Annotated in this window: 14 protein-coding genes; 2 read left to right on the top strand and 12 right to left on the bottom strand. The window is 56.1% G+C overall.

Going from position 1 to position 14061, the window contains the following annotated elements:
- The first annotated feature begins 74 nt into the window (after positions 1–74).
- Positions 75–1262 (top strand): glycosyltransferase, encoded by a 1188-nt coding sequence (locus tag V1288_RS21120; RefSeq protein ID WP_334358878.1) that lies wholly within the window; start codon positions 75–77, stop codon positions 1260–1262.
- 96 nt (positions 1263–1358) lie between these two features.
- On the opposite strand, the gene asnB is transcribed toward V1288_RS21120, so the two are convergent.
- The 12 genes from asnB to V1288_RS21065 form a co-directional block, all read right to left on the bottom strand.
- Entirely contained in the window at positions 1359–3290 is a 1932-nt protein-coding gene (asnB, locus tag V1288_RS21115; RefSeq protein ID WP_334358877.1) for an asparagine synthase (glutamine-hydrolyzing), read from the bottom strand.
- Between the two features lie 104 nt (positions 3291–3394).
- The gene (locus V1288_RS21110) at positions 3395–4612 is read right to left on the bottom strand and encodes a class I SAM-dependent methyltransferase (protein WP_334358876.1); all 1218 of its coding nucleotides are present in this window, start codon (positions 4610–4612) and stop codon (positions 3395–3397) included.
- Between the two features lie 42 nt (positions 4613–4654).
- Positions 4655–5209, bottom strand: a complete 555-nt coding sequence (gene rfbC / locus V1288_RS21105; protein WP_334358875.1) for a dTDP-4-dehydrorhamnose 3,5-epimerase — start codon at positions 5207–5209, stop codon at positions 4655–4657.
- Positions 5209–6093 (bottom strand): glucose-1-phosphate thymidylyltransferase RfbA, encoded by an 885-nt coding sequence (gene rfbA / locus V1288_RS21100; RefSeq protein ID WP_334358874.1) that lies wholly within the window; start codon positions 6091–6093, stop codon positions 5209–5211. Before rfbA ends, rfbC begins: the two co-directional genes overlap by 1 nt.
- 34 nt (positions 6094–6127) lie before the next feature.
- Positions 6128–7216 (bottom strand): dTDP-glucose 4,6-dehydratase, encoded by a 1089-nt coding sequence (gene rfbB, locus V1288_RS21095; protein ID WP_334358873.1) that lies wholly within the window; start codon positions 7214–7216, stop codon positions 6128–6130.
- On the bottom strand, positions 7213–8169 hold the full coding sequence (locus tag V1288_RS21090) for an NAD-dependent epimerase/dehydratase family protein (protein WP_334358872.1): 957 nt from the start codon (positions 8167–8169) through the stop codon (positions 7213–7215). The genes rfbB and V1288_RS21090 overlap by 4 nt, the downstream gene beginning before the upstream one ends.
- Positions 8166–8603: a sugar 3,4-ketoisomerase gene (locus V1288_RS34115; RefSeq protein WP_334425587.1), complete on the bottom strand. Its 438-nt coding sequence runs from the start codon at positions 8601–8603 to the stop codon at positions 8166–8168. Before V1288_RS34115 ends, V1288_RS21090 begins: the two co-directional genes overlap by 4 nt.
- A gap of 10 nt (positions 8604–8613) precedes the next feature.
- Complete coding sequence (locus tag V1288_RS21085; RefSeq protein ID WP_334358871.1) at positions 8614–9732, bottom strand: DegT/DnrJ/EryC1/StrS family aminotransferase; 1119 nt, start codon at positions 9730–9732, stop codon at positions 8614–8616.
- A gap of 45 nt (positions 9733–9777) precedes the next feature.
- Positions 9778–10497, bottom strand: coding sequence for a NeuD/PglB/VioB family sugar acetyltransferase (locus tag V1288_RS21080; RefSeq protein WP_334358870.1), 720 nt, complete (start codon positions 10495–10497; stop codon positions 9778–9780).
- A gap of 26 nt (positions 10498–10523) precedes the next feature.
- Complete coding sequence (locus V1288_RS21075; RefSeq protein ID WP_334358869.1) at positions 10524–11255, bottom strand: cephalosporin hydroxylase family protein; 732 nt, start codon at positions 11253–11255, stop codon at positions 10524–10526.
- Between the two features lie 142 nt (positions 11256–11397).
- The gene (gene nusG / locus V1288_RS21070) at positions 11398–11928 is read right to left on the bottom strand and encodes a transcription termination/antitermination protein NusG (RefSeq protein ID WP_334358868.1); all 531 of its coding nucleotides are present in this window, start codon (positions 11926–11928) and stop codon (positions 11398–11400) included.
- Entirely contained in the window at positions 11925–12566 is a 642-nt protein-coding gene (locus V1288_RS21065; RefSeq protein ID WP_334358867.1) for a winged helix-turn-helix transcriptional regulator, read from the bottom strand. Before V1288_RS21065 ends, nusG begins: the two co-directional genes overlap by 4 nt.
- A gap of 693 nt (positions 12567–13259) precedes the next feature.
- On the opposite strand from V1288_RS21065, the gene V1288_RS21060 reads away from it, so the two are divergent.
- Positions 13260–14048, top strand: coding sequence for a class I SAM-dependent methyltransferase (locus V1288_RS21060; protein ID WP_334358866.1), 789 nt, complete (start codon positions 13260–13262; stop codon positions 14046–14048).
- The last annotated feature ends 13 nt before the right edge of the window (positions 14049–14061 follow it).

The raw sequence follows: 14061 nt of genomic DNA, 5'->3' as shown, positions 1-14061 counted from the left end.
TTCGTGAGCATCGGAGAACTTGATTGCCTGTAAATCCGGGTGCCCCCAATATCTCGACCGTTAGGGAGACGGCCTTGCCCGAAATATTCTTTGTGATCGGAACGTTTGAAGTTGGCGGCACGGAAAGTCACCTTCTTTCCATCGCTCGATCGCTGATTCGGCGCGGCTGGAAAGTTTCAGTTTACGTGTTCGCAGGCGGCGGCCCGCTCCAGCAAAAGTTTGAAGAAAGCGGGGCAACGGTACTATCGCCTCGCAGATCAAGCCTGGCATCGACCTCATTTGTCAGTCGCATGCTCCACCTTGCACGATCCGGATATATGCTCTTCTCGACGCTCATCAGACGTCGCCCAGCGATCGCGCATTTTTTCCTTCCCATGGCCTATTTATCCGCGGCGCCGATCGCGCTGCTCGCCCGCGTGCCGATAAGAATCATGAGCCGGCGCAGCTTGAATTTCTATCAAGCTAACCTGTGGTGGCTATCGTCGGTCGAGCGGCTGCTACATAAGTCCACGACAGCCGTCCTGGGTAATTCGCTAAGCGTAGTGCGCCAGTTGAAGGATGAGGAAGGCGTTCCTTCGCGGAAACTCGGCCTCATCTACAACGGCATTGACATCGAACGCTTTTGCAGCGGCGGCTCTCGCCAGCAGACCCGCGCCGCCCTCGGACTGACACAGGCGACGCTCACTCTCATCATCGTAGCCAATCTTATTCCCTACAAGGGTCATGGCGACCTGATCGACGCGCTTCGGCAATGTCAGATGCAATTGCCGCAGCCCTGGCATCTCCTGATTGTCGGTCGCGACGACGGCATCGCGACGGGGCTGAAGGTTAAAGCGGCAGAGGCCGGAATCGCGGGGAACATTTCATTTCTGGGATCACGACAAGACGTTCCCGAACTGCTGAAAGCTAGCGATATCGGCCTACTCTGCTCGCATGAGGAAGGATTCTCCAATGCCATCCTGGAAGGAATGGCCGCGGGCTTGCCAATGATCGTGACAGACGTGGGCGGCAACGCCGAGGCGGTGCTCGACGGACTGACGGGTTTCGTCGTCCCCGCGCACGATTCAACGCGGCTTGCCGAAGCTATCGCTCACCTTGCGAACGATGCGTCCCTACGAGCCGATTTAGGAGCCGCTGGTCGGCGTCGCATTGAAGAGCATTTTTCCCTGGATCATTGCGTCAACAGCTATGACGAACTATACCGGACGTTGTTGGCCGGAAAAACGCTTCTCGAAGCACCACTCGTTCGGGTCGATGCTTGAACGAAACTCCCGAAGACCTGCCCCTGCATCTTTGGTTCCAGGCGCGAGATCGCCATCCCGGTTCGATCTGCCGATCGCGGGATGGCATCGCAAGGTTCAGGCCCAACGTTCCCGCCACGCCTGCAACATCAGCACCAGCCACAAACGATGCTGCCAATCACGCTTACCCTGCAAATGCTCCGACCAATATTGACGTACTCGCTTGGCGTCCAGAAGTCCGCCATCCCGCAAGCTCTGTTCGTCAAGCAGCGCCTCCGCCCAGTCGCGCAACGGGCCGCGCAACCATTCTCCTAGCGGGATTCCGAAACCCATTTTCGGTCGCTTAACGAGTTTGGCCGGCACATGGCGGTACAGAACCTGCTTCAGCAGCCATTTGCTGACGCCGCCTCGCATTTTCGCGGCCCTCGGCAGTTGCCAGGCGAATTCGATCACACGATGATCGAGAAGCGGGACGCGAGCTTCTAAGCCCACGCCCATGCTCGCGCGATCGACCTTGGTTAAAATATCATCCGGCAAGTAGGTCACCAGATCGAGGAACTGCATCCGATCAAGCAGCTCCGGAAAGTCATCCGCTACCGCGCCGTCCCAGAGGACGCCGCGCGGCTCGTTCACCCCAGGCATCAATTCGGCCGGCTCCCAGAAACTCACGAGTCTGCGATAGAGCGCACTGCTGTCACCCGCGTTCAAGACCTCGGCAAACTTGTGCATCTTGTCTCCGACTTGGGGGGGCCGGACTTTGTCGGGAAGAAATGCCAGCCATCGAGACCATTGCTCAACCGAGATGCTTCTGATTGCCGCTGCGCCCGCATCGCGGACTGATTGCGGCAGAACCGAAGGCCCGCGCCACAGCGTTCTTGCCAGTTTATAGCGATAATAGCCGGCAAACAACTCGTCTCCACCGTCGCCCGAAAGCGACACAGTCACGTAACGCCGAGTCATTTCGGAAACAAGGAATGTCGGGATCTGCGACGAGTCGGCGAAAGGCTCGTCATACCATTCCGACAGTCGTGGAACGACGGCAAGCGCTTGCTGTGCCGTAACTCTCAGTTCGGTGTGGTCGGTACCAAGGTGATTCGCCACCGCTGCAGCATGTGGCGCCTCATCGAAGCCGGGAGTGTCGAAGCCAATCGTGAAGGTCTTAACCTTTCGGGGGCTGACGGCTTGCATCAATGCAACCACGATCGACGAGTCGATGCCGCCCGACAAGAAGGCCCCCAGTGGAACATCGGCGATCATTCGCCGACCGACCGAATCTACCAGAAGTCTTTCCAGTCGGTCCGTCAATTCCGCATCGGTCGCCTTCAATGGATTTGCCATGCCGGCCAACGCAATCTCTCTAGCGTCCCAGAAGCGAGCGATCTGCGGCTCTCCGCACCAAGGCAACGTCAAAATTGAACCCGGATCGAGCTTGTGAACACCCTCATAAATCGAATGCGGGGCCGACACATAGCCATGTCGCATAAATCCCGCTACAGCACGCCGATCGACACGAGCTGTGAATCCCGGATGTGCACGTAGCGCCTTCAGCTCCGATCCGAACAGAAACAGGCTTCCGATCTTTCCCCAGTAAAGTGGCTTGATACCGACTCGGTCGCGGATCAACGTCAGCGTTCGTTCCTGTCGATCCCAAAGAGCAATGGCAAACATGCCGATGAGCCGTTTTACCGTTGCCTCAATTCCGAATGCCGCTACCGACTCCAGGATAACTTCTGAATCGGAGTGACCCCGAAAGAGATGTCCGCGCGCTTCGAGGTCCGCTCGTATTTCGGCAAAACTATAGACTTCCCCGTTGTAGACCATGACGAAGCGGCCGTTGGCCGAAATCATCGGCTGATGCCCGGCCTGCGACAAGTCGACGATCGACAAACGTCTGTGCGCGAATGCAATTCCGGCCTCGGCATCGCTCCACACACCTTGATCGTCTGGTCCGCGATGCTTGAGCGCAATCGCCATCGCTCCAGCCAGCCTTTCGAGCTCGTCCGAGGAATGCGATGATGTTGAATTGAGAAAGCCAGATATTCCGCACATGGAAAAGTCCTTAGCGTCCTATCTGGACAAGGCTAGTTTTGAGACCGCACAATTGTGAAAGCCGGTCATGGATCAAGTCTGATCGCTTCTGACTTCAACGGGTGCTACTCAACTGCGACGTCCGGCACAAAGCGGATCCACTTCCCGCCCCGGGTCATATAGGATTGCTCCTTTGCCATGATTTCGTTGCGGTGATTCCAAGCGAACAGCACCGCATATTGTGGTGGCTTCGCGACGAACTCTTCATAAGCCACCACCGGGATGTGCATACCCGGCGACAATTTTCCCTGCTTCAACGGAGTCGTATCGCTGATATAACTGATGAGATCAGGCCCGATCCCGCAATAGTTCAGAATCGTGGTGCTCTTTGAAGTCGCCGCGTATCCGGCAACGGTCTCGCCTTTCGATTTCAGGTCCTTCAGTAACGAAACCAGTTCGTCGCGCGATTTCTCGCAAGCCATAGCGAAGGCGGAATACGTTTCCGGTTTCGCCAAACCGCGTTCTTGTTCCCACCTGATACGCTGCATGACCGAAGGGGATACCGGCCTCTCACCGCGACGCGCTAGTACGTATCGCATTGAGCCACCGTGTGTCGATTGAGGGATGCAATCGATAACTTCAAATCCGTGGGCTCGAAATGTGTTGCCGACCGACAGCACGGAAAACAGAAAGACATGCTCGTCATAGATTTGATCGTAAGCAGTCTTCTCCAGCACGTCGCCGAGATACGGCTCCTCGAAGATCAAAACGCCCGAAGGCTTCAGCAGCATTGCGGCCGCCTGCGCCACGCCGTTAAGGTCAGGGATATGACACATTACGTTGGCTGCCAGAATCGCATCGGCCAGCCCTCGTTCGCTGGCAATTTTCGCCGCCGATTCGACACTGAAGAACACGCTAAGCGTATCAACGCCTGCCTCGCGGGCTTTTTCCGCGACATTGCCGGACGGCTCGATTCCGAGGTGACGAATGCCGGCCCGCATGAAGTGACGAAGCAAGATTCCGTCATTCGAGCCAATCTCGACGACAAAGGGATCAGCCCCGTCGAGGTAATTTTCTCTGACGAATTTCGCGTAGGCTTCGAAGTGCCCCTGCATGCCCTTCGAGGTTTGCGAGAAAAACGTGTAGTTCTCGTGGAACATTAAACTCGGGTCAGGCTGCTCGATCAGCTGGAACAAAGTGCATTCCGGACATACGCCGACGTCCATCTTGAAAAAGTATTCAGATCCGATCTCCCGCTCTGCGATGAAATGGTTCGCGATCGGTTGCTGTCCGAATGACATGAACCCTTCAACCGGCGTTCCGCAGGCACGACATTTCAACATTGCATACTCCTGATTCAGTGAAAGCGCGGTAAGACCATCGATCTATCGGGGCAAATCGCAATTTGGAATGTCCCGCAACAGCGGATAGCCGGCATCGCGAGAGGACAAGATCGGAGTCGTCGACGGCCACTCTATCGCAAGATCCGGATCATTCCAGCGCACGCCACGTTCCGTAGCTGAATTGTAATACTTCGTACATTTGTAGTGCAGGATTGCGACCGGACTGCACACACAGAAACCATGCGCCACCCCTGCCGGCATATAGAGCTGCCGTGGCGCCGTCTCATCCAGCATGATGGCCTCGTGCTTGCCGAAAGTTGGAGAACTACGGCGCAGATCGACGAGCACATCAAATACCCGCCCCGCGATGATGGTGACGATCTGGCCCTGCGCGTCATCGGCCTGATAATGCAATCCGCGCACTACGCCTGCTCGGGAGGACGAGAAATTGTCCTGCACAAATGGCTCCGTCATACCTGCAGCCGCGTAATCGTTCTCCCGCCAGCTTTCGAAGAACCATCCACGTTCATCCCTGAAACGTGCCGGCTCGATAAGCAGTGCGCCCGGAATGGACAGCGGAACAATCGCAGCCGACATCAAGAAACGAAGCCTGCAATGCTTTCGAGATAGCTGCGATACTCGCTTTTCGGCAGTTTGCGAATGATCGCCAGAAGCTGATCCCGATCGATAAATCCGGAGCGCCAAGCCACTTCTTCAGGGCACGCGATTCCGAGAGCCTGCCGATTTTGAATGATCTCGACATAGGTGGAGGCATTGATCAGCGCACTCGGTGTCCCGGTATCGAACCACGTGAACCCGCGCTCCAGCAAATGAACCTTCGCTTTGCCATCCTCGATATATCGACGATTTACATCCGTGATCTCGAGTTCACCACGCGGCGACTTCTTCACCGACTTGGCGATGTCGACCACACGCTCGTCATAGAAATAGAGGCCTGTCACGGCGAAGGGGGAGCGAGGCTTTACAGGCTTTTCTTCGATGGAAATCGGCTTGCCAGCCTTGTCGATCTCGACGACACCGAACCGCTCAGGATCTTTCACCCGAACTGCGAACAAATGCGCGTGGGAGGAGTCGTTGGCGGCTTGCTCCAGCAGCTCGGATAACCCGCGGCCGTGAAAAATATTGTCGCCGAGTGCAAGAGCAACAGGTTCGCCGCCAACGAAAGCCTCGCCGACAATGAAAGCATCAGCAAGGCCGCGCGGTTCATCCTGTACCGCGTAGCTGATCTTGATTCCCCAGTGCCGACCGTCGCCAAGCAACGATTCAAACATCGGCAATTGATCCGGCCCCGAAATAATCAAGATTTGATCGATGTTGGCTAACATCAACGTCGTCAGCGGATAGTAGATCATCGGCTTGTCGAAAACGGGAAGCAGATGCTTGTTGGTCACCAGCGTCATGGGAAACAAACGGCTCCCGGTGCCGCCGGCAAGAATGATGGCTTTGCGACAACGTCTCATGGAACAGCTCGGGAAAACATGCTTTTGATACTTTTCACCGTGAAACCAGCGCTCCGACGAGGCCACGACGCTGCGTCACTTCAGCTTCGGCATCCGAGCCCAACGATGCAAGCCATTCACGGTTTTCAAGATACCAGACCACCGTTGTCCTGAGCGCTTCCGCGAAACTGTGGCGCGGACGCCAGCCAAGCTGTCGGGTAATCTTCGCACTATCGATGGAGTAGCGAAAATCGTGCCCGGGACGATCCTGTACGAAGGCAATCAGATTGGCATAGCTGGTCGACGCGGCTCGCGGGTGAAGGCAGTCCAACAGCGCGCACAGCGCATTGACGATTTCAAGATTTGGAATTTCAGTGCCGCCGCCGATGCAGAAACTATCGCCGGGCGCGGCGCGCGCAGCGACCGCCATCAGCGCTTCTACGTGGTCCTCAACAAAGAGCCAGTCGCGAATCTGTTCACCCTTGCCGTAGATTGGTAGCGGTTGATCTGCCAGCGCGCGGACAAGACATAATGGAATGAGCTTCTCGGGAAACTGGCGCGGGCCAAAATTATTCGAGCAGTGTGTCACAACGACTGGCAGCCCGTAGGTGCGGAAATAGGCCCGGGCGAACATGTCAGACGCGGCCTTGCTGGCCGCATAGGGCGAATTGGGCGCGAACGGTGACGATTCGGTAAAGGACCCTTCCGTTCCAAGCGCTCCGAAGACCTCATCTGTAGACACATGGACAAACCGGAATGCTGCCCGATCCGTCTCATCCAGAGCGCGATAATAGTCCAGCGTCGCAGCCAGGACACGTTCGGTGCCCTCGACATTGGTGCGTGCAAAGGCGCCGCCATCCTCGATTGATCGGTCGACGTGAGACTCGGCAGCCAGATGAAAGACAACCGACGGCCGAGCGACTTCCAGGACGCTGCGAAAATGGTGGGCGTCGAGAATGTCACCCTTCACGAAACGATAGCCAGGATGATGTGCGGCGGTCGCGAGGTTCTCCATCCGGCCCGCATAGGTGAGATTGTCGTAAATCGTGACACGCGATTGCGGCGCGCGCAACAGCGCGTCGACCAGAGCGGATCCGATAAAGCCCGCCCCGCCGGTTACGATGGCATTGCGAGGAAGCGTCACGCAGGCACGCCTTCACGCAACGAGCCAAGCCGGTCGATCAGCCGAACCGTCGCCGCGACGCCGTCGGCGAGACGGCCGCGTGCGATAAAACCCGCCGCCGCCAGCTTCGCATTGCTTACCTTATAGGACAGCTGATTCATGATCTTGTTCTCGACGAAACTGACCTCGCAGTCCGGCACGTGTAGGCGAATGCTCTCAACCACCTCGCGCACCGTGTGATTGTTGCTAACGACGTTAACGACATTCTGCGAATAGAGTCCGCGATCGATGATCAGCCGTACCGCGCCGACCGCGTCATCGAGCGCAAGATATGGACGATACTGGTCGTACGCCGTTCGCCAGACCGTAAGCGGTACCCCGTTGACAGCCTGCCAGCAGAATTTATTGACGGCAGTGTGGAAGCGCATGCCGGGCGATACGCCATAAATGGTACCAAATCGACAGACTGCCGCGCGCAATCCTTTCTCGCGCGCGAGCGTCAGGATGGCGCCCTCCTCACGCAACTTGGTCTCCGCATAAGGACTTTGCGGCTTGAGCTGATCGATCGGACAATCCTCGTCGACCTCGCCCTCCTGCACGCCATAGACACTGGTCGAGGACGGGAAGATCAACGCAACGCCGGCCTCGACGCAAGCCTGGGCCACCATGCGGGTGCCGTCGAAATTATTCTGCTCCACCTGCTCAGCATTGCCGAAACTATTCGCAGCATCGGTGATGGCCGCGAGATGAATAAGCACATCAGCGCCAGCCACCAATTTCAAGAGCGGAAGCCTTCGGACGTCCCCCTCAACAAGCCGATAGGATGCGTTTGCCGGCAAATCGAACAGCGAGCAATAGCGCTGTACCGACATATCATCTATCATGACAATCCGGCAGCCAGGATAAGCGTCTGGCAAGTACCGGATCAAGGACGAGCCGATATGGCCCAACGCACCCGTGATGACAAATTTCACGATTTCAGCTCTTGGTCTGCGTGGAGGGCGGCACGATAGCGCCGAAATGTGTCGTAGTCTCGGATGTAATCATCTTCCTCGTAGGGTCTGTCGCAGGCAACTGCCAGCATCGATCCTGGGACTCGATAAATTTCCGTCGCCCAGATCGAAGGCGGAACCAGCAAGCCGAGGTTAGCTCGGTCAAGCAGCCATGACTGCCTCGTTTCGCCGTCGTCGCAAATGACCTCGATTGCTCCGCTCACACAGATCATAAACTGGCCGCAACGCTTGTGGGCATGCATCCCGCGACGCGCTCCGGCGCTTGCGCGAACAAAAAACAATCGTGCGATCGAGAATGGGAGATCCGCCCCTTCCAGTACGGACAGTTCGCCATCCTCGCGCGCATGCAGAGGAAGAACGACGGAACGAACGGCTGTGATGTCAGCGTAAGCCACGACAGCGAGACTATTTAAAACCGAGCAGCTGGCGGATACCGCCGCTCACGGCATCGAGATCGGATTCAGTTAGATTGAGAGCGCTGGGAAGATTGATGCCGCGCTCTGAAACGTCATAGGCGACGGGATTCTTTCGCCGGCCTTCTGCCTCCCGTTCGGGAAATGCCGGCAAACTACTCAGCGGATAAAAGAACGGCCTTACCGGAAGCCCCAGCTTCGGCATTTCCGTCAATGCCATGTCGCGAGTCATACCAAGCGATTTGCCAAAGATCAGCGCGGTGTTCCAAACGCCGTTCCGAACTTCGACCGGCTCCGGATTGAGCTGAATGCCCGGAATGTCCGAGAATCGCTCTCCATAACCCTTCCAGATTGACCGTTTCCTCTCAACCAGTTCATCCAGCCGCTGAAACTGTGCATATCCCAGCGAGGCCTGAAGGTTCGAAGGCATATATTTAAAAGTCACCTCGGTATTGAAATAGGTGCCCGGAGCTCGACCGTGGTCCCGGAGAAATTTACACCGCTCGAACAACGTGTCGTCGTCGATCAGCAACATCCCACCTTCGCCGGTGGTTATGGTCTTGGTTCGATGAAAGCTGAAGGTAGATGCGACCCCGAATTTCCCGGCCCTCACACCCCGGTAGGATGAACCCAGAGCCTCCGCGGCGTCCTCAATCACCGTGATCCCACGGCGCTTGCAAAGCTCAATGATGGGATTCCAGTCGGGCATATTTCCATACAGATCGACGACAATGACGGCCTTGGTACGCGGCGTGATCGCCCTCTCAATACTTTCGGCTGTCAGACACCAGTGTATCGGATCGATATCCGCAAATATGGTCGTCGCGCGCTGATACGTGATCGCGGCAACTGAGCCGATCCATGTGCAATCCGGCGCAATAACCTCGTCGCCCTCGCCGACTCCAAGGCCAGCGAGCAGCAGATGCAGCGCCGTCGTGCAATTCGGCGTCATCAACGCTCGCTTGCGGTCGTGATAGCTCGCGAACTCCGCTTCCAGCTTCTCGACATAGCAATAAGCCTGCTTGCCATACCAGCCGTTGCGTAACGCATCGAGCACGATTTTCTCTTCATGCTCGGTGATCCATGGCCCTGCCATCTGAATGTCAGACATCAATTGCTATCTCTTTTTATCTGCACAAAGCTACCTGGATCAGAATCACGCATTTGCTCGCCCGGCCGGTGTCGATTTTTCATTAACCGCCCGGGCTGGTACGCCAACCACCACTTTGCCATCGGACACGTCCGACACCACAACGGCACCTGCTCCGACAATCGCGTTTCTTCCAATCCGCACCCGCGGTCTTACTATGGCACCGGCGCCGATCCAGGTGTTTGCTCCTACATGCACACGCCCACAAAGGAGCGCGCCGGGACCAATCTCCACGCCTTCCTCCAGAACACAATCGTGTTCGACGATTGCTGCCGTATTAACAATACATTCCCGAGCCAGGGAGACATCATTGTGAATAATGGCGCGGGGCATGACTTGCAACGCACCTTCCAATTTTGCCGTGCCGCATACAAGTGCCGTCCCATCTGCAAACGAAACCGGCGACATACCGATTTTTTCAAGTTTGTGATGAAGACTGCATCGCACATGGCCCCATGGATTTCCGATTGCAACAACGAACCCGAACAGAGAAATTTCTTTGTCGGAAATCCAGCCTTCGAGACCCTCCCATCCGCGCAATAACGGTATGTCTTCTATCGGCGAAACGAGATCCGGCGTGTCATCGACCAAGGCTACGACATGGCAATCGAGCGACTTCAGAATATGATAGTTTACGCGCCCTTGGTCCGACGCACCCCACATGATGATTTGACGACGCTCTGGAACGAGCGGTCGCCAACGAGAAGAACTTGTATCTGAAATCATCTGAAGCTCAAGCTTGAGATACTGCGTTACTCGACGCACCGGGCATAGCCGTCAGGCGTATAGGTCAGCAAGAGCTTTCGATTGATCTCCTGGTCGATTTCAAACCTCTTGCTCTCCTTGAGGTAGGCATGGAGGGCGGTCTTCGGATTATCGCCCGGACCCCAGGGGCGGGTACGGTGCGTCTGCGCGGGAATATCTTCTACCACCGTATCAGAGACAACGACGTACTGACCTTTGGTGACAAGAGGAGCGTAGATGCGCAATTCTTCCAAAACGTGCTGATGGGTGTGATTTGAGTCGAGCAACACCATGACGGACTGTCCGGGCTCGATATGCGTCTGAACCTTGCTTACAATTTGAGGATCGGTCGACGAGCCCTTGTACAGGTGAATGCGATCCGAAAACGGGTAACTCATGATTTGATCGGAGACATGATCCATCAGATTGAGGTCGACGGCTACAACCTTGCCTTTGCCGATCAATTGAAGAAGCGACGCATACAATGCAACTGAACCGCCCCAGGCGATACCCGTTTCAATGATAACATCGGGTTTCGATTTCCAGATGATTTCCTGTGTCGCGACGATGTCCTGCGGAAGCTGAATGATCGGCAGTCCGAGCCACGTCCATTGATAGCCGTATCCGTATTTGTCAGACTCGATAACCAGGTCAAGCGCACGCTTTCGCAAGCCGTCATCACGAGACATCTCCGCCGCACGCGTCAGGTTTTGTCTATCGAATTCCACGCGATCAAACATCTATTCTTCCTTAAGGCTATTGCCGTGCCGGTTATAGCTGCGAAACACCAAGCTACCGCAGTTCGGGTGACTCGATAGTCACCGAACATAGAAACACAATTTACTCCGCCTATGCCGTGAAAACCTCGTTACCGACCATTGGTCAGGCGGCAACTACCATTTCCAAGTCGAGCATGACGCGGACCTTTCGCCCGAGCAGATTGAGCAAAACCGCCACCCGGGCACGATCGTCACACCCTTCGAACAGGCCTAGCGTATCAGCAAAGGCGCCCGATGTTACGCGTATCCTGTCACCGACCGAAAACGACGGCGCCGGATCGAACTGAATGAAGCCGCTGGCGTCCTCGCGGCGGCGCAAGGCATCGATCACACTCTCGACCATCGCCAGAGGCTCCCCGCCGTTCGTGATAAGGCGCGAGACTCCAACGGTCGATTGAACCGAACGCCAGCGCTGCGATCGCATGTCAACGGACACAAACAGATATCGCGGAAACAACGGCATCGCCACTGTATCGATCCTGCGTGCATGACGGCGGCGCTTAAGATAACGCGGCAGATAGGTTTCGAAGCCTTGTCGCTCGAGATGCTGCGATGCCGTGATTTCGGAGCGCGCTTGCGTCTGCACAACAAACCAGCGTGTGGACGCCACGGATGTTCCGGGAGTCGACGTCATGCCACAGCTCCGTCCGAACCGTCCACCGGGAGACCGAGCAGCGTCGGCACCAGCACACGAGCCCGGCCAACGCGCCGGACGGCATCGTCAAACGCTTCGCGCGAGTGCGCGACGTCGGTCACAATGACCGCATCGAACGGTCCCTCGATTGTTTCAAAGGACGGCACAACCGGCACACCAATCAACTTGCTCTGATCAGTGAATGCGTCAACCAAAGCGACGATCGTAATGCCGCTTTCCACCGCACAAAGGATAGCGATATCGGAAAGATCCGACTTTCCAGACAGCACGATCCGTCTCAACCCTTGTGCTTTCGCAACATCGAACAGGCGCATGCAGTCGAATTTTGCCTGCCTGAAGAACGAAAAGGATAATGAAAGGTATTCCACCGTCAGCCGCGACTTTTCCGAGAATCCTTTCGGGGTCAGATAGTAGGCGTAGCGGCGCGCAGGAGCCTGGCTGACTTTCACCAAACCTTTCTTGATGCTGCGCTTGAGGTAAGCGTTAACGAGGCCCAGCGCGATTCCGAGTTCGGCAGCGATATGACGTTGGGACTTGCCTCCGTCATGCGCGACTGAATTCAACAGACCAAGAACAATCCGCTCGTTCTCATGCGCCGTATCCGCCAAACGATCCATCGCCACCCGCCCGCTTTGAGAAAAAAAGCTTTAGCGCGTTCACGGCATGAACGTCAAGCCTGTCGTTCACATGATGAACGTCATTAAGCTATTGATTTGATGATCTTTTAGCGAGAGGCAGGTTTTGATAGCATGAGAGGACTTGCGTCGCGTACCGCAGAACGGCTTGCGATGGATGCTTGCGGTCAAGGTCGTAAGGGCCGTCTCATGCCCACGAACAGGCTTCGGCAGAATCGGGAACTCCGAAATCTCCGAGATTGCTGTCCATAATCAAGTCCAAGCTTTCACGTCAGGCGGCGCGGGCTTTGTTCGAGTCTTGTAGGCACGGTGCCGGACGCACCAGTGCGGGACCATTTGGCCAATCTGCATTTCGGCCACTTCACTATCCAGTGAGTCGTAGTTAGACTGCGGTACCTCCTCCAACCGCTTCACCGGCCTTGTCGGTCAGCCTTTTGCTTGAAGATCAGTTCAGTTTGGACGAGGCACTGCTCCATCTGAGGTTTGGCGCTGCTGCCCGCATCCGCTCATTGGTCACTACCGGCTTAAAAAAGGGCCATTGAACCGCTGCCTCTGTGGCACCTCTGCCGAAACGTATTTGAGTTCGCGAGAACTTCATAAGCCAATCGAAAGCCGTCATTGCATCTGGCGACGGCAACGTTCGACGACGAACAGAGCATCGAACAAGGACACTAGATGTTTGAATTTGGTAAGAACTGGAATTCTTTTTCTTCCCTGATTGCGGAAGAGAGAATTTCACTTGCCCAGGCCGGATTGCGCCGCCTGTTTCCAAACGACGAGATAGCCGGGAAGCCGTTTATGGACATAGGTTGCGGGTCCGGCCTGTCAATGCTCGCAGCCCTTCGACTTGGCGCGAGTGAAGTCAGGGGCATCGACATCGACCCGGATTCGGTTAACACTGCACGGAAGGTACTTGACCATTTCGCTCAAGGCTCGCGGTATTCAGTCGAACGCAAGAGCGTCTTCGACCTCGCCCCGGAGACCGATGGTACCTACCCTATCGTTCACTCGTGGGGCGTTCTCCATCATACGGGCGACATGTGGGGCGCAATCAGCAAGGCATCTTCGATGGTCGCGCCAAGGGGTATCTTCGCGTTGGCTCTCTATCGATCAACCACATGCTGCCCTGCGTGGAAGCTAGAGAAGAGGATTTATTCGTCGTCTCCAAAAGCGGTCCAGAGTATTATCAGCAGCGGTTATAAGGCCGCTTTCTTTGTCGGGAAGATCGTCACCGGCCAAAATCCAGCCGCCTATGTCGCGCAGTACAATACGCGGGGCATGTCATGGAGCCACGACGTCCACGATTGGCTTGGCGGCTATCCTTATGAATCAGCGACGCCTGATGACGTCATTTCATTTCTGAGAAATGCCGGTTGGCAAACTCAGCAAATCGGCAAGGATCGGCAAACATTTGGTCTGTTCGCATCGTATTGCAGTGAATACGTCGCGCGGCGGTCGATTTAACACGCTCTCACGC

Origin of the sequence: Bradyrhizobium sp. AZCC 2176 (assembly GCF_036924645.1) — a bacterium.
In the GTDB taxonomy this organism is placed as follows: Bacteria; Pseudomonadota; Alphaproteobacteria; order Rhizobiales; family Xanthobacteraceae; genus Bradyrhizobium.
This window is presented reverse-complemented; position numbering and strand designations above follow the sequence as displayed.

Bases quoted from the DNA above. Each gene is read 5' to 3' on its own strand.
- asnB (WP_334358877.1), bottom strand. From the start codon at position 3,290: ATGTGCGGAATATCTGGCTTTCTCAATTCAACATCATCGCATTCCTCG.
- V1288_RS21110 (WP_334358876.1), bottom strand. From the start codon at position 4,612: ATGTTGAAATGTCGTGCCTGCGGAACGCCGGTTGAAGGGTTCATGTCA.
- rfbC (WP_334358875.1), bottom strand. From the start codon at position 5,209: ATGTCGGCTGCGATTGTTCCGCTGTCCATTCCGGGCGCACTGCTTATC.
- rfbA (WP_334358874.1), bottom strand. From the start codon at position 6,093: ATGAGACGTTGTCGCAAAGCCATCATTCTTGCCGGCGGCACCGGGAGC.
- V1288_RS21085 (WP_334358871.1), bottom strand. From the start codon at position 9,732: ATGTCTGACATTCAGATGGCAGGGCCATGGATCACCGAGCATGAAGAG.
- V1288_RS21080 (WP_334358870.1), bottom strand. From the start codon at position 10,497: ATGATTTCAGATACAAGTTCTTCTCGTTGGCGACCGCTCGTTCCAGAG.
- V1288_RS21075 (WP_334358869.1), bottom strand. From the start codon at position 11,255: ATGTTTGATCGCGTGGAATTCGATAGACAAAACCTGACGCGTGCGGCG.
- nusG (WP_334358868.1), bottom strand. From the start codon at position 11,928: ATGACGTCGACTCCCGGAACATCCGTGGCGTCCACACGCTGGTTTGTT.
- V1288_RS21065 (WP_334358867.1), bottom strand. From the start codon at position 12,566: ATGGATCGTTTGGCGGATACGGCGCATGAGAACGAGCGGATTGTTCTT.
- V1288_RS21060 (WP_334358866.1), top strand. From the start codon at position 13,260: ATGTTTGAATTTGGTAAGAACTGGAATTCTTTTTCTTCCCTGATTGCG.